Annotated in this window: 15 protein-coding genes; 5 read left to right on the top strand and 10 right to left on the bottom strand. The window is 69.5% G+C overall.

Going from position 1 to position 13,946, the window contains the following annotated elements; genetic code table 11:
* Positions 1-52: 52 nt before the first annotated feature.
* Positions 53-661, bottom strand: a complete 609-nt coding sequence (locus tag AB0F72_RS37285; protein WP_360442166.1) for a LysE family transporter — start codon at positions 659-661, stop codon at positions 53-55.
* A 188-nt stretch (positions 662-849) separates the two neighbouring features.
* Between AB0F72_RS37285 and AB0F72_RS37280 the strand changes: the two genes are divergently transcribed.
* The 4 genes from AB0F72_RS37280 to AB0F72_RS37265 all read left to right on the top strand — a co-directional run bounded on the left by AB0F72_RS37280 (position 850) and on the right by AB0F72_RS37265 (position 4,741).
* Positions 850-1,539: a histidine phosphatase family protein gene (locus tag AB0F72_RS37280; RefSeq protein WP_360442163.1), complete on the top strand. Its 690-nt coding sequence runs from the start codon at positions 850-852 to the stop codon at positions 1,537-1,539.
* Between the two features lie 52 nt (positions 1,540-1,591).
* The gene (locus tag AB0F72_RS37275; protein WP_360442160.1) at positions 1,592-2,104 is read left to right on the top strand and encodes a winged helix-turn-helix domain-containing protein; all 513 of its coding nucleotides are present in this window, start codon (positions 1,592-1,594) and stop codon (positions 2,102-2,104) included.
* The gene (locus AB0F72_RS37270) at positions 2,077-3,375 is read left to right on the top strand and encodes an MFS transporter (RefSeq protein ID WP_360442157.1); all 1,299 of its coding nucleotides are present in this window, start codon (positions 2,077-2,079) and stop codon (positions 3,373-3,375) included. Before AB0F72_RS37275 ends, AB0F72_RS37270 begins: the two co-directional genes overlap by 28 nt.
* A 469-nt stretch (positions 3,376-3,844) precedes the next feature.
* Complete coding sequence (locus AB0F72_RS37265; protein WP_360442154.1) at positions 3,845-4,741, top strand: alpha/beta hydrolase; 897 nt, start codon at positions 3,845-3,847, stop codon at positions 4,739-4,741.
* On the opposite strand, the gene AB0F72_RS37260 is transcribed toward AB0F72_RS37265, so the two are convergent.
* From AB0F72_RS37260 to AB0F72_RS37220, 9 genes are all read right to left on the bottom strand, one after another.
* Positions 4,738-5,472: a maleylpyruvate isomerase family mycothiol-dependent enzyme gene (locus AB0F72_RS37260; protein WP_360442151.1), complete on the bottom strand. Its 735-nt coding sequence runs from the start codon at positions 5,470-5,472 to the stop codon at positions 4,738-4,740. The two genes, AB0F72_RS37265 and AB0F72_RS37260, sit on opposite strands and share 4 nt — an antisense overlap.
* A gap of 119 nt (positions 5,473-5,591) precedes the next feature.
* Entirely contained in the window at positions 5,592-6,116 is a 525-nt protein-coding gene (locus AB0F72_RS37255) for a metal-sulfur cluster assembly factor (protein WP_360442148.1), read from the bottom strand.
* Complete coding sequence (gene sufU, locus AB0F72_RS37250; protein ID WP_360442145.1) at positions 6,113-6,568, bottom strand: Fe-S cluster assembly sulfur transfer protein SufU; 456 nt, start codon at positions 6,566-6,568, stop codon at positions 6,113-6,115. Before sufU ends, AB0F72_RS37255 begins: the two co-directional genes overlap by 4 nt.
* Positions 6,568-7,797, bottom strand: a complete 1,230-nt coding sequence (locus AB0F72_RS37245; RefSeq protein ID WP_360442143.1) for a cysteine desulfurase — start codon at positions 7,795-7,797, stop codon at positions 6,568-6,570. The genes sufU and AB0F72_RS37245 overlap by 1 nt, the downstream gene beginning before the upstream one ends.
* Before the next feature lie 15 nt (positions 7,798-7,812).
* Positions 7,813-8,571 (bottom strand): Fe-S cluster assembly ATPase SufC, encoded by a 759-nt coding sequence (gene sufC, locus AB0F72_RS37240; RefSeq protein ID WP_360442140.1) that lies wholly within the window; start codon positions 8,569-8,571, stop codon positions 7,813-7,815.
* Positions 8,568-8,900, bottom strand: a complete 333-nt coding sequence (locus AB0F72_RS37235) for a non-heme iron oxygenase ferredoxin subunit (protein ID WP_360442137.1) — start codon at positions 8,898-8,900, stop codon at positions 8,568-8,570. The genes sufC and AB0F72_RS37235 overlap by 4 nt, the downstream gene beginning before the upstream one ends.
* Positions 8,897-10,024: a Fe-S cluster assembly protein SufD gene (gene sufD / locus AB0F72_RS37230; protein WP_360442134.1), complete on the bottom strand. Its 1,128-nt coding sequence runs from the start codon at positions 10,022-10,024 to the stop codon at positions 8,897-8,899. The genes AB0F72_RS37235 and sufD overlap by 4 nt, the downstream gene beginning before the upstream one ends.
* Positions 10,025-10,070: 46 nt before the next feature.
* Positions 10,071-11,492 carry a Fe-S cluster assembly protein SufB gene (gene sufB, locus AB0F72_RS37225; protein ID WP_360442131.1) on the bottom strand — a complete coding sequence of 474 codons (1,422 nt, stop codon included), beginning with the start codon at positions 11,490-11,492 and terminating at the stop codon, positions 10,071-10,073.
* A complete protein-coding gene (locus tag AB0F72_RS37220; RefSeq protein WP_360442277.1) occupies positions 11,489-12,199 on the bottom strand; it encodes a transcriptional regulator in 711 nt (236 codons plus the stop codon). Before AB0F72_RS37220 ends, sufB begins: the two co-directional genes overlap by 4 nt.
* A gap of 175 nt (positions 12,200-12,374) precedes the next feature.
* Between AB0F72_RS37220 and AB0F72_RS37215 the strand changes: the two genes are divergently transcribed.
* On the top strand, positions 12,375-13,328 hold the full coding sequence (locus AB0F72_RS37215) for a COX15/CtaA family protein (RefSeq protein WP_360442274.1): 954 nt from the start codon (positions 12,375-12,377) through the stop codon (positions 13,326-13,328).
* Positions 13,329-13,946: the final 618 nt, after the last annotated feature.

The following is a 13,946-nucleotide window of genomic DNA, read 5'->3' as shown; positions in this document are numbered from 1 at the left end:
ATGTCGATCCTGTGCGACGCGTCAATGCGTCAACACATCGAGACGTTGCTACTTAGCCAATGGTCAACAGGCGCACGGCCAGAACCGCGATCACCAAGCTTGAGGTCAGTGCGGTGATCCGACGGCCTCGATCACCGGTGAGCACGCGTCCCACCAGCGAGCCGCCGCCGGCGATCAGCAGTTGCCAGCTGGCCGACGCGAGAAAGGCCCCCACCACGAACCACACACCACCTCCCGCGCCGCCGCTGCCCAGGACCAGCGCCGCGAAATAGATCACGGTGGCGGGGTTGAGCAGCGTGAGGGCCAGAACTCCCAGGTATGCCCGGAGAGCGGTCGTCGACCGTACCCGGGAAATGTCTTTGGGATCGGGGCCGGCGCGGAAGGCGCCTCGGGCGGTCCAGGCGGCCAGTGCCAGCAGCACCACGGCTCCGGCCCAGCGCAGCGGCACGGCGACCGGCGCGATCATTGTCGCCACGGCCGCGCCACCGGCCACCGCGATCAGCGCGTAGATGCCGTCGGCGGTGGCCGCGCCCAGTCCCGCGGCCGCGCCGATCCGCAGCGATGTGCGCGCGCTCAGCCCGGCGATCAGCACCCCGATCGCGCTGACCGGCACGGCGATCCCGTATCCGGCGACCACGCCGGCCAGGAACGCCCCGCTCATGGCCGCTGCCGGGACACCGCCGTTCCTCGGACGGCCGCCTGCTGCCGCCCGGCCCGATCGGCCGCAGCGACACAGACGTCGATCATCAGCGTGGTCACGCCGCCAGTCTCGGCATCCGCGCCTCGACTCGCTACCGAATTACGTCGCGCATCTTTTCGATTCCGGAACGTGACCGATAGGGTTCGATCATGGTCGCTGAACTGATTCTGGTGCGGCACGGGCAGAGCCTGGCCAACGTCGCCTTCCCCGCCGCGGACGCGGAGGACCTTCTGGAGACCGAGATCAGCGGACGGGACGCCGAGGTGCCGCTCACCCCGGCCGGCGAGGAGCAGGCCGCGGCGCTCGGTCAATGGCTCGCCGCGATGCCGGAGGAACGCCTGCCGCAGGTCGTGATCACGTCGCCGTACCTGCGGGCTCGGGAGACGTGGCGCATCGCGGCCGAGAAGTCCGGCTTCGACCTGCCCGAGCCGAGCACCGACGACCGGCTCGTCGACCGGCTGATGGGTGAGCTGGAGTTGCTGACCCGGGCGGCGGTCACGGCCCGCTATCCCGGCGAGGCGGCCCGGCGGGCGGAGGCCGGCGAGTACGAGTACGCGCCACCGGGCGGCGAGTCGTTCGCCGACATCCGGGTCCGCCTGTCGTCCTTTCTCGACGATCTGCACCGGGAACACGCCGGGAAGCGGGTCGTCGTGGTCGCCCACGACGCGGTCGTGCTGATGATGCGGGCCGTCATCGAGGACCTGGACTGGGACCGGGTGCTCGCGGTGGAGGCCGAGGCCGGCAGTGTCCGCAACGCGTCGATCAGCCGCTTCGTCGGCTCATCGGGCCGTCTCGTCCTGGACCGCTACAACGTGATCGATCACCTGCCGCCCGCCTAGTGATATAGACGCGTGTCTTGCAAAGGTATATTTGCAAACTTATCTTTGGACGATGCCCGCAAGCCTCGGCCCGCAGTCGCTGCGCGGACTGGCGCACCCGTTGCGCGTCCGCATCCTGCGCGTCCTCCGCGAACAGGGCGCCTCGACCGCGACCCGGCTGGCCGGAGACCTCGAGGAGAGCTCCGGCGCCACCAGTTACCACCTGAGGCAACTCGCGGCGTACGGCTTCGTCGAAGAGGAACCGCGGCGCGGCCCAGGCCGGGAACGCTGGTGGCGGGTGTCCACCCCGGACGACACCCCGTCCACCCTGCGGGCCGTCGCGGTCGCCGACTTCCAGCGCGTGCAGGACTTTCTGGCGGTGGCGAGCACCGTTCCCGACGAATGGGGCAGCAGTGTGACGATCGGCAACCGAACCCTGCGCCTCACCCCGGAACAGGCCGCTGAACTGCTCGGACGCATCGACCGCGTGCTCGCCGACTATCCGCCCGACCGGCCCGGCGAACCAGCGCCGACGGACAGCGGAAAGGTGGTGTTCCAATGGCAGTCCTTTCCGCAGGTCCGCTGAGACGCCCCTTCCCGAGGCCCGCGCCGACGAGCAACCGCCAGTTCGCCGTCCTCCTCGCCGCCGAGGGGATCTCGATGCTCGGCAGCCGGATCACCTTCGTGGCCCTGCCCTGGCTCGTCCTGACCAGCACCGATTCGGCCCTGCTCGCCGGGGTGGCCGGGTTCGCCGAGATGCTCCCCTACGTTCTCTCCGGCCTCATCGGCGGCCCGATCGTCGACCGGGTCGGCCCGCGTCCGACCGCCGTCGCGGCGGACACCGCCAGCGTGCTCGCGGTCGCCGGCATCCCGATCTTCGCGTACTACCACAACACCTCACTCAGCGTGCTGATCCTGCTGATCGCCCTGGCGGGCGCTCTGCGGGGGTTCGGCGACGCGGCCAAAAGAGCGCTTCTTCCCCGTACGATCGCCGCGGCCGGCGTCTCCACGGAACGCGGCACCACCCTCTACGACGGAGTCGCTCGCGCATCGACGCTGATCGGCCTACCGCTGGCCGGGCTGTTGATCGCGGCGCTCGGCCCGTCCACCGTGCTGCTCTTCGACGCGGCCACGTTCGGCGTCGCGGCGCTGCTCATCGGCGCCTTCGTTCGGGTCGGCGCCGCGGACGCGGCGGCCTGCGACGAACAGAGGGAACAGGGGTACGCGGCGGCGCTGCGCAACGGATTCCGGTACGTCCGCGCGGATCGGCTCATCCTCGGCGTGATGTCACTGCTCTTCGTCACGAACATGTTCGACCAGGCGTACGCCACCGTGTTCGTACCCGTATGGGTCCACGACGGCCCGCACGGACCCGCCGCTCTCGGCGTGGTCGGCACCGCGTTCGGCCTCGGCGCTGTCGCCGGCAACATCGTCTTCACGGTCTTCGCGACACGATTACCCCGGCGCCTGACGTTCGGGATCTGCTTCTTCCTCGGCGGGCCGGCTCAGTTGCTGGCCCTCGCGCTCACCGACAGGGTGTGGGTCGTGCTCGCGACGGCGGCGGTCTCCGGGGCGCTGATGTCCACGGTGAACCCGATCCTGCTGGCCGCCGTCTACCGCCGCATCCCGGTTCACATGCACGGCCGGGTGATCAGCGTGCTGATCTCCGTGTCCTGGGCGGGCATCCCGCTGGGCGGCGTGCTGGGCGGCTGGGCGACCGACGTGCTGGGCTTGCAGACGGCAGCGTTGCTGGCCGCGATCGGTTACCTGGCGGTGACAGCGGCCCCGTTCGTGTTCCCGGCGTGGCAGGCCCTGGACCGAACCGATCAGGTCCCCAAGGCCGTAGCCCCCGCCTAGTCTCCGTCGCGGCCCATCCCAGCGTCGCTCATCAGCCAAGATCCGGGCTCGGCCGAGCGGGGCGGCCCGGCTGGGCTCCGCAGGGCTCGGCTCGGCTCGCTCGGCCGAGCCGTAGCTCCGGCAGGAATGACGGCCTGGTGACCTGTCCCCGCTACGGCTCGCGAGCCCGAGCCGTAGCAGGCGCATGAAAACGAGCCCGGAAGCATGCACCCCCTACGGCTCGCGAACCCGAGCCGTAGCCAGTACATGAAAACCAGCCCGGAAACATGCACCCCCCACGGCTCGCCCACCCCAGCCGTAGCCAACACATGAAAACCAGCCCGGAAACATGCCCCCGCTACGGCTCGCACTCCCGAGCCGTAGCCAGCGCATGAACGACAAGCACCACACGGCGGGCGGCGGGCGGCGGGCGGCGGGCGGCGGGCGGCGGGCGGCATATTGGTCGCTGGGGGAAGGCTAGGGTCACCGAATGCTTCTCGCTCATGATGTGTCCGGCTCCGGGCCGGCGGTGCTCCTGCTGCACTCCACCGTCTGCGACCGCCGGATGTGGGATCCGCAGGTCCCGGCGTTGACCGCCGCCGGCCACCAGGTGGTCCGCTGTGACCTGCGCGGATGGGGTGACTCCCCGGTACCGATCGGCGCCGAGTGGGACAACGCCGCCGACATCGCCGCGCTGCTGGACTCGCTCGGCATCTCCCGCACCGCCATAGTCGGCGCGTCCGGTGGCGGCCGGGTGGCGCTGGAGTTCGCCGTCCGCTGGCCGGAGCACGTGACAGCCCTGGCTCTGCTCTGCACCGCTCTGCGCGGACACGAGCCGAGCGCCGCCCTGCGCGCGTTCGGAGACCGTGAGGACGCTCTGCTGGAGGCCGGCGACATCGACGGCGCGACCGAGCTGAACGTCGATCTCTGGCTCGGCCCGGAGGCAGGCGAGAAAGAGCGCGCCTTGGTACGGCAGATGCAACGCCACGCCTTCGACGTGCAGCTAGCCGCCGAAAGAGCCGAAAAAGCCGAAAAAGCAGCCGCCGCCCCCGCAACCGCCGCCGGCCAGCCCGAAGCAGCCGCCCAAAAAGCAACCGCCGCCGACCAGCCCGAGGCAGCCACCGCACCAACAGCCACCACCGAGCCGGCGAAGACCACCGAGTCAACGAAACCCACCGAGCCGGACCTCACCGCGATCACCGCGCCGGCTCTCCTGGTGTCCGGCGCCCACGACCTCCCCGACTTCCACGAGATCGCCACGCACCTGACGACCCGACTCCCCCACGCCCGCCACGAGGAACTCCCCTGGGCCGGCCACCTCCCCAATCTCGAACGCCCCGACCTCACCAACCCCCTGCTCATCAGTTTCCTGGCCGAGACCCGTTAGTCCACGACGCACCACTCCCGGATCTGCTCGGCCACCTCTCGATCGCCGTCCACCCGCACGTCGGCCAGGCCGATCCGGCGATAGAGCGCCAGCACCAGATCACTGGCTCTCCCCTGCATCCGGGTCACCGGGGCGCCGCTCGCTGCCGGGTCAACGGTGACGCCGGCCGGGGAGAGGTCGACCGTCCAGGACGGGCCCTCCAGGGCCTGGAGCTCGACGCGCGCCGGGCGGTGTGGCCACGCCCCTCGGGAGCCGAGGCAGACCTCGAGGAACTCGCCCACCCCGTCGACCGCGACGGCGGCCGGCAACGGCTCGGGTTTGCCGATGGCCTCCTGCGCGTCGAAGGCGTGGACCGCCGCCTCCTGCACCTGGTGACGAGCGATAGCGCCGACTGTGTGGGGCGCCGCAGAAGGGGGCCACCACGCCCAGCTCGGCGCGCCGGGGCCGGCCGCCCGGAGCGCGTCGACCAGGAGCGGGGTGGACTCGTCGAACCAGATGAGGAGCTCGCCGGACGGATCGCCGGGAGCCGGGGGCGGGCCGGCGGCCGCACCGGCCCGGACCGCCGAGGCCCAGAAGCGCTGCACCCGGCCGACGTGGGTGACCAGGTCGCGGACGGTCCAGCCGGGGCAGCCGGGCACCTGAGCCGTCAGGTCGACCGCGGCCTCACGCAGCGCCGCCGAGCGGGACTCGATGAGGGACAGCAACTCCGGAAAGGGCGGTCTCGATGCCATGAACCGGTTCTACCACCGGCATACGACACAATTCCTCCGGCTGATCATGGACCGCCCGTAAGGACGTACCGGGAAAGCAAGAAAGGGCGGCCGCAGCCGCCCTTCCTTCGTGATGAAAATCAGACGTTGAAGCCGAGAGCGCGCAGCTGCTCCCGCCCGTCGTCAGTGATCTTGTCGGGGCCCCACGGCGGCAGCCACACCCAGTTGATCCGGAAGTCCTGCACCAGGCCGCCGCCGGGACCGGCGGTCAGCGCCTGCCGGGTCTGGTCCTCGATCACGTCGGTCAGCGGGCAGGCCGCGGACGTCAGCGTCATGTCGAGGGTGACCACGTTGTCGTCGTCCACGTGGGTGCCGTAGACCAGGCCGAGGTCGACCACGTTGATGCCGAGCTCGGGGTCGACGACGTCCTTCATCGCCTCTTCGACCTCGTCAGTCGTGGCCTTCTTGACGACGACCGACGAGTCGGCCGCCGGTTCAGCGGATGGGGCCGCCTCGGAGACGCTCACCGAGGGCACCTCGACCGGCGCACCGGCCTCGGCTGCCTCCGCGCGCTCGGCCTCGAGCCACGCCGGGACCTCGTCGGAGGAAGCAGCGGTGCCGGGCACCGACGCCACGGTCTGAACAGAATCAGTCTTGTCCGTCATGCCTTCACCTCCGGGCTCGCGCCCACGTCCACGCCCGCGCGCACCGCCGCGTCCTTGAATGCCATCCACGGGAGAAGCGCGCATTTCACCCGCGCCGGAAACTTGGCGACGCCGGCGAACGCGATGCCGTCGCCGAGCACCTCCTCGTCCGGCTCGATCTGTCCACGGCTCTGCATGAGTTCCACGAACGAGTGGTGGATCTCCGCAGCGGAAGCCGCGTCCTTGCCCTGCAGCAGTTCGTGCAGCACGGATGCCGATGCTTGGCTGATGGAGCAACCAAGCCCGTCATACGAAATTTCAGACAGGTCCGAGTTGACCCGCACGGTGATCTCGTCTCCGCACGTCGGGTTGACGTGATGCGCCTCCCCGTCGAAAGGATCACGCAGTCCCCGGCCGTGCGGGTTCTTGTAGTGGTCGAGGATGATCTCCTGGTAGAGACCGTCGAGCATCATCAGCCGAACACCTTCCGCACCTGGTCGAGACCGCGCGCCAGCGCGTCGATCTCGTCCGTGGTCGTGTAGAGGTAGAACGAGGCCCGGGTCATCGCCGGGACGCTGAAGCGGGAGCAGACCGGCCGCGCGCAGTGGTGGCCGACCCGCACCTCGACACCGAGGGCGTCGAGGATCTGTCCCACGTCATGAGGGTGTACCCCGTCGACACCGAACGACACCGTCCCGCCGCGGCCCGCAGGCGTCGCCGGCCCGAAGATGCGAACTCCGGGAACTGAGGTCAGCGCGTCGAGGGCGTACGCCGTGATCGCCTGCTCGTGCCGGTGGATCGCCTCCATGCCCAGCCCGGACAGGTAATCCACGGCCGCTCCGAGACCGATGGCCTCGGTGATCGGCGGGGTGCCGGCTTCGAACCGGGCCGGCGGGGCGGCGTAGGTCGTACCCGTCATGGTGACCGTCTCGATCATCGAGCCGCCGCCGAGGAACGGCGGCATCTGCGACAGCAGATCGAAACGTCCCCAGAGGACGCCGATGCCGGTCGGGCCGAGCATCTTGTGCCCGGTGAACGCGATCAGATCGGCGCCGAGCGAGCCGACGTCGACCGGCAGGTGCGGCACGGACTGCGAGCAGTCGAGCACGAGCAGCGCACCGACCGCGTGTGCCCGAGCGGAGATCTCCGAGACGTCGTTGATCGTCCCGAGCACATTGGACATGTGCACGACCGAGACGATCTTGGTGCGCGGCGTGATCAGCGAGTCCAGCTGGGACTGGTCCAGCCGGCCCTCGTCCGTGATCCCGAACCAGCGCAGGGTCGCGCCGGTCCGCTCACAGAGAAGCTGCCACGGAACGATGTTGGAGTGGTGCTCCATCTCGGAGATGACAACCTCGTCGCCCGGCCCGAGCTTGAGCATCTGCCCGGCCGAGTGCGCGACCAGGTTGAGCGCTTCGGTGGAGTTCTTGGTGAAGACCACCTCGTCCGGGCTCGCCGCGCCGATGAAGGCGGCGATGCGAGCCCGGGCGCCCTCATAGGCCTCGGTCGCCTCGGTGCCGAGCGTGTGCACCGAGCGGGACACGTTGCCGTTGTGCCGCTCCTGGTGCGCGCGCATGACGTCGAGCACCTGCACCGGTTTCTGTGAGGTGTTGGCGCTGTCCAGGTAGACCAACGGGTGACCGTTGATCTCCCGCTCGAGGATGGGGAAGTCCTTACGGACCTGCTCGACGTCGAAGCTCATCGGAAAAACCCCCGGTCAGGCCTTGGTGAGGAACTTCTCGTAACCCTCGGCCTCGAGCCGCTCCGCCAGCTCCGGGCCACCCTCTTCGACGATCTTTCCGCCGACGAAGACGTGCACGAAGTCCGGCTGGATGTAGCGCAGGATCCGGGTGTAGTGGGTGATCAGCAGGAAGCCGGTATCGCCGGTCGCGCGGACCCGGTTCACGCCCTCGCTGACGACCCGCAGGGCGTCGATGTCGAGGCCGGAGTCGGTCTCGTCGAGGATCGCCATCTTCGGCTTCAGCAGCTCGAGCTGCATGATCTCGTGACGCTTCTTCTCACCGCCGGAGAAGCCCTCGTTGACGTTGCGCTGCGCGAACGACGGGTCCATCTGCAGCTGCTCCATGGCGCCACGGAGCTCGCCGGCCCAGGTGCGCAGCTTCGGCGCCTCGCCGTCGATCGCGGTCTTCGCGGTACGCAGGAAGTTCGCCACCGAGACACCCGGAACCTCGACCGGGTACTGCATCGCGAGGAAGAGGCCGGCCCGCGCGCGCTCGTCCACGCTGAGCTCCAGCACGTCGACGCCGTCGAGGGTGACCGATCCGCCGGTGATCTCGTACTTCGGGTGGCCGGCGATGGAGTACGCCAGCGTCGACTTACCGGAACCGTTCGGACCCATGATGGCGTGGGTCTCGCCGGACTTCACGGTGAGGTCGACCCCGGCCAGGATCGGCTTCAGCTCGCCCTCGGGCAGCTTCACCGAAACCTGCAGGTCGCGGATCTCCAGGGTGCTCACGGCTCTACTCCATTACTCGGTGTAGTCGAAACGTAGATGTCGCCGTCGCGGATCTCGACGGGGTAGACCGCCACCGGATCAATGGCGGGTGGTCCGGAGGGTTCACCGGTGCGCAGGTCGAAGCGGGAGCCGTGCAGCCAGCACTCGAGCGTGCAGCCGTCGACCTCCCCTTCGGAAAGGGCCACGGAAGCGTGACTGCACTCGTCACGTACCGCGTAGAAATTGTCATCGTCGGCGTGCACGATCGCGATCTCGACACCGTCGACCTCCACCTGGAGCGCGCTGCCTTTGGCCACGTCGGACGCCGGGCCGACATTTTCGAACGTCACTGCCCAGCCTCGGCCAGCCGTGCCTCGATCGCGTCACCGAGCCGCTCGCGCAGCTCCTCGACGGGGATCTTGTTGATCAGCTCGGCGAAGAACCCACGCACCACCAGCTTGCGGGCCTCGTCCTCCGGGATACCGCGCGCCATCAGGTAGAACAGCTGCTCGTCATCGAAGCGGCCGGTTGCGCTCGCGTGCCCGGCGCCGGCGACCTCGCCGGTCTCGATTTCGAGATTGGGTACGGAGTCGGCCCGCGCCCCATCAGTAAGGACCAGGTTCCGGTTGATCTCGTACGTGTCGGTGCCCGTGGCGGCGGCCCGGATCAGCACGTCGCCCACCCAGACGGTGTGCGCCGAAGCGCCCTGCAGCGCCCCCCGGTAACCCACGTAGCTGCGGCAGTCCGGCACGCTGTGGTCGACCAGCTGGCGGTGCTCCTGGTGCTGACCGGCGTCGGCGAAGTAGAGGCCGAACAGCTCGGCGTCGCCGCCGCGTCCCGCGTACTCCACGCTGGTGAACTGCCGGACCAGGTCGCCACCGAGGGTCACCTGCAGGTGCTGGACCCGGGCGTCCTTGCCGACCCGGAACTTCACGTGCTGGGCCTGCACCGCGTCGGCGTCCCACTCGGCCAGGGTCACGAACGTCAGCTGCGCGCTGTCGCCGATCACCACCTCGATGTTGTCGGCGAGCGTGACCGAACCGGTCTGCTCCAGCACGATCGTCACCTTGGCGAAGTTGCCCACCTTCACGAAGGTGCGCGCGGCCGCGGCGTCGCCGCCCTTGCCGACGAGCCGGATGACCGCCGCCTCCGCGGGCTCGGCCTCGGCCGCCACCTCGATCACTGTGACACCGGCGGCCGACCCGTACGCCAGGGCGCTGACCCGGTCGAACGGGGTCAGCACCGGCTCGACGTCGTCCGCGGTGGAGACCCGCACGCCGGCCGGCAGGTCGCCGTACTCGACGCTCGGCGCGGCACCGGTCAGGGACGTGGCCTTGACCAGGTCACGGAGCCGCTTGAGCGGGGTGAAACGCCATTCCTCCTCCAGGCCGTTCAGGGCCGGGAAGTCGGCGACGTCGAAGGAGCGCAGCACCTGCGACTTGGTGCTCGGCGGGGCGATGGCCTCGGTAGTCATCTTGTCCTTTAGGTCCGCTTCTAACGCTTCTAAAAGGCCGGGCTGATTAACCCACGGCCCCTTCCATCTGCAGCTCGATCAGGCGGTTCAGCTCCAGCGCGTACTCCATCGGGAGCTCCTTGGCGATCGGCTCGATGAAGCCACGCACGATCATCGCCATCGCCTCGTCCTCGGTCAGGCCCCGGCTCATCAGGTAGAAGAGCTGGTCCTCGCTGACCTTGGAGACGGTCGCCTCGTGCCCCATGTTCACGTCGTCCTCGCGGATGTCGACGTACGGGTACGTGTCCGAGCGGGAGATCGTGTCGACCAGGAGCGCGTCGCACTTGACGGTGCTCTTCGAGCTCGACGAGCCCTCCAGCACCTGCACGAGACCCCGGTACGACGTCCGGCCGCCACCACGGGCGATCGACTTCGAGATGATCGTCGAGGAGGTGTGCGGCGCGGCGTGCACCATCTTGGCGCCGGAGTCCTGGTGCTGGCCCTCGCCGGCCATCGCGATCGAGAGCACCTCGCCCTTGGCGTGCGGGCCGGTCATGTAGACCGCCGGGTACTTCATCGTCACCTTGGAGCCGATGTTGCCGTCGACCCACTCCATGGTCGCGCCCTCTTCGCAGGTGGCGCGCTTGGTGACCAGGTTGTACACGTTGTTCGACCAGTTCTGGATGGTCGTGTACCGCACCCGGGCGTTCTTCTTCACGACGATCTCGACGACCGCGGAGTGCAGCGAGTCGGACGAGTAGATCGGCGCGGTGCAGCCCTCGACGTAGTGGATGTAGCTGCCCTCGTCGGCGATGATCAGGGTCCGCTCGAACTGGCCCATGTTCTCCGTGTTGATCCGGAAGTAGGCCTGCAGCGGGATGTCCACGTGCACGCCCTTCGGCACGTAGATGAACGAGCCGCCGGACCACACGCTGGTGTTCAGCGCGGCGAACTTGTTGTCGCCGACCGGGATGACGGTGCCGAAGTACTCCTTGAAGAGCTCCTCGTGCTCCCGCAGCGCGGTGTCGGTGTCCAGGAAGAGGACGCCCTGCTGCTCCAGGTCCTCACGGATCGCGTGGTAGACGACCTCGGACTCGTACTGCGCGGCGACACCGGAGACCAGGCGCTGCTTCTCCGCCTCGGGGATGCCGAGCTTGTCGTACGTCGCCTTGATGTCCGCGGGCAGGTCGTCCCAGGTGGCCGCCTGCTTCTCGGTGGAGCGCACGAAGTACTTGATGTTCTGGAAGTCGATCCCGGTGAGGTCGGCGCCCCAGTTCGGCATCGGCTTGCGGTCGAACAGGCGCAGGCCCTTGAGACGCAGGTCGAGCATCCACTGCGGCTCGTTCTTCAGCGCCGAGATGTTGCGCACCACCGCCTCGGACAGACCGCGCTGGGCGGTCGCGCCCGCGGTGTCGGTGTCGGCCCAGCCGTACTCGTACCGACCAAGAGCGGCGAGGTGCTCTTCCTGAGTGACGATCTGGTCAGTCATGTATCTGTCCTAACCGTGATTGCGGTGGGTGCGCCTGACGAGCTCGGGATGTGCGTGGTGCACACCCCGTCGCCGTGCGCGATGGTGGCGAGGCGCTGAACGTGGGTGCCGATGAGCCGTGAGATGACTTCGGTCTCGGCGTCGCACAGCTGAGGAAACTCGGCAGCCACGTGAGCCACCGGGCAGTGATGCTGGCACAGTTGCCCGCCGGACGCGATCGTGGTCGCGCTCGCAGCGTAACCCTCGGCGGTCAGCGCCTCGGCGAGCGCCTCCACCCGTGCCGTCGGGTCGGTTCCGGCCGCCAGCATGGCGGCCTTGAGACGCTCCTCGAGAGCTCGGACCTGGGCAGAGGCGAAGGCGCCCAGCGCCTCCGGCCCGTGATGCTCCACGATCCACCGGAGCGCGGCGGTGGCGATGCCGTCGTAATGATGCGGGTGGTTGTTGTTGAGATCCTCGCGGCCGGCAGCGGTGAGCACGAAGGCCTTGGCCGGCCGGCCACGCCCCCGTGGTTTGTCGCTGCGCAGCTCGCGCGCTTCGACGAGCTGCTCGGCGAGCATCGCGTCGAGGTGCTTGCGGATGGCTGCCGGGCTCAACCCCAGCTCCGCTCCGAGCGCGGCGGCAGTCGTGGCGCCACGCGTCAGGAGCAGCTGCGCCACCCGGTCACGGGTGCGGCCGTCCGAGGCCGTGGCAGACGCCACCGCACTCATCGGGATCAGCACCTCGTTTTTCACTACTCCAACGTTACGTATTTCCGCGAGGCCCTGCAAACCGAACCCCGGTGATCCACCACACCGGTTATCGGAGCTGCCCAGATTCGTGTCGGACCCCGCGCGTACGATCCCTCGCGTGAAGTCCTCCCGATCGCTCCTGGAGTCCGCTTCGCTGTCCCGCCCCGGGCAGCGCCTGGCGTCCGCGCTGCGCCCGCTCGCCCTGGCCTCCCTGGTGGCGAACGCCGGATTGATCGTCACCGGCGCGGCGGTCCGCCTGACCGGTTCCGGCCTCGGTTGCCCGACATGGCCGAAATGCACCGACGACTCCTACACGACGACCGCCGAGATGGGCGTCCACGGCGTGATCGAGTTCGGCAACCGGCTGCTCACCTTCGTCCTGGTGGCTCTCGCCTTCGCCACGTTCTTCGCCGCGCTGGTCAGCCGCCCGCGCCGCAAATCGCTGATCGTGCTGTCGATCGCTGTCGCGCTCGGCGTCCCCGGCCAGGGCGTGGTCGGCGGCATCACGGTGCTCACGAAACTCAACCCGTGGGTGGTCGGCCTGCACTTCATCCTCTCGATCGCGCTGATCGCCGGGTGCTACGCGCTCTGGCGCCGCGTCGACGAGGGCGACGGCAAGCCGGTCCCGCTGGTCCCCGCACCGATCCGCCACCTGGCCTGGATCACCGCGCTGGCCAGCTTCGCCGTGATCGCGGTCGGCGTCGTGGTCACCGGCAGCGGCCCGCACGCCGGCGACCAGGGCGCCAAGCGCAACGGCCTCGATCCGGCCGCGATCTCCCAGGTCCACGCCGACCTGGTCTTCCTGCTGATCGGCCTCTCCGTCGCCCTCTGGTTCGCCCTCCGCGCGCTGAACGCCCCGGCCGCCACGATCCGCGCCGCCGGCGTCCTCATCGTTGTCGAATTCGGTCAGGGCCTCATCGGCTTCGTCCAGTACTTCACCCATCTCCCGGTGATCCTGGTGGCCGCCCACATGCTCGGCGCCGCCATCACCTGGACCGCCACCCTGGCCGTCCTCTGGTCCCTGCGCACCCGCCCCGAGCTCCCGCGCCCCACGGACCGCTCCACCCCCACGGTGGTCCAGCCGGCCGAGCCGGTCCCCGCTTCCTGAAACCCCATCAGGTACGGACGACCCCGCCCCCCGCCGGTCCCACCGTCCCCAAGAGTCCGCGCGACCACCTGCCGTCCCCCGGCCGCAGCGCGGCCGCCGGGACACGTCAGTGGTCCATCCCACCCGCGCGCCCCTGCCGAACGCCGCCTCCCGCCGCCGCCCAGCCCGCACGCCTCCCGGCGGCACGCCTCCCGGCCACGCGTGCCTGCCCCGCACCCCGCCCAGCCACGCGTGCCTGCCCCGCACGCCGCCCAGCCCGCACGCTTGCCCCGCACCCCGCCCAGCCCGCACGCTTGCCGGCCACTCGTCTCCCGCCCCGCTCGCGGGCTCACCCGCGCGTGCGCGAATCGTCCAAGATCGGCACCCTGAGCGCGGCTGAGGACGCACACAACGCCATCGCGAGCGTGAACGAGGCCAGGACACACACAACGCCGTCGCGAGCGCGGATGAAGCCGCACACAACCCATCGCGAGCGTGAGTGAAGCCGCACACAACGCCATCGTGAACGCCTACCTACGCCATAGAGCCTGTTGGTTTTTGGGGTTGGCTGCTCGTGGGCAGTGGCTGGTGATTCGGTTCGGGTGGGTGGTGGGCTGCCGCTGGGGCGGCCCGTAGGGC

The organism is Actinoplanes sp. NPDC023936 (assembly GCF_040639325.1).
Classification (GTDB): Bacteria; Actinomycetota; Actinomycetes; order Mycobacteriales; family Micromonosporaceae; genus Actinoplanes.
Note: the sequence above shows the minus strand (reverse complement) of the source record. Positions and strands in the feature narration are given on the sequence as shown.

Coding starts and splice junctions, on each gene's coding strand:
- AB0F72_RS37285 (WP_360442166.1), bottom strand. CDS start 661: ATGAGCGGGGCGTTCCTGGCCGGCGTGGTCGCCGGATACGGGATCGCC.
- AB0F72_RS37280 (WP_360442163.1), top strand. CDS start 850: ATGGTCGCTGAACTGATTCTGGTGCGGCACGGGCAGAGCCTGGCCAAC.
- AB0F72_RS37275 (WP_360442160.1), top strand. CDS start 1,592: ATGCCCGCAAGCCTCGGCCCGCAGTCGCTGCGCGGACTGGCGCACCCG.
- AB0F72_RS37270 (WP_360442157.1), top strand. CDS start 2,077: ATGGCAGTCCTTTCCGCAGGTCCGCTGAGACGCCCCTTCCCGAGGCCC.
- AB0F72_RS37265 (WP_360442154.1), top strand. CDS start 3,845: ATGCTTCTCGCTCATGATGTGTCCGGCTCCGGGCCGGCGGTGCTCCTG.
- AB0F72_RS37260 (WP_360442151.1), bottom strand. CDS start 5,472: ATGGCATCGAGACCGCCCTTTCCGGAGTTGCTGTCCCTCATCGAGTCC.
- AB0F72_RS37255 (WP_360442148.1), bottom strand. CDS start 6,116: ATGACGGACAAGACTGATTCTGTTCAGACCGTGGCGTCGGTGCCCGGC.
- sufU (WP_360442145.1), bottom strand. CDS start 6,568: ATGATGCTCGACGGTCTCTACCAGGAGATCATCCTCGACCACTACAAG.
- AB0F72_RS37245 (WP_360442143.1), bottom strand. CDS start 7,797: ATGAGCTTCGACGTCGAGCAGGTCCGTAAGGACTTCCCCATCCTCGAG.
- sufD (WP_360442134.1), bottom strand. CDS start 10,024: ATGACTACCGAGGCCATCGCCCCGCCGAGCACCAAGTCGCAGGTGCTG.
- sufB (WP_360442131.1), bottom strand. CDS start 11,492: ATGACTGACCAGATCGTCACTCAGGAAGAGCACCTCGCCGCTCTTGGT.
- AB0F72_RS37220 (WP_360442277.1), bottom strand. CDS start 12,199: ATGAGTGCGGTGGCGTCTGCCACGGCCTCGGACGGCCGCACCCGTGAC.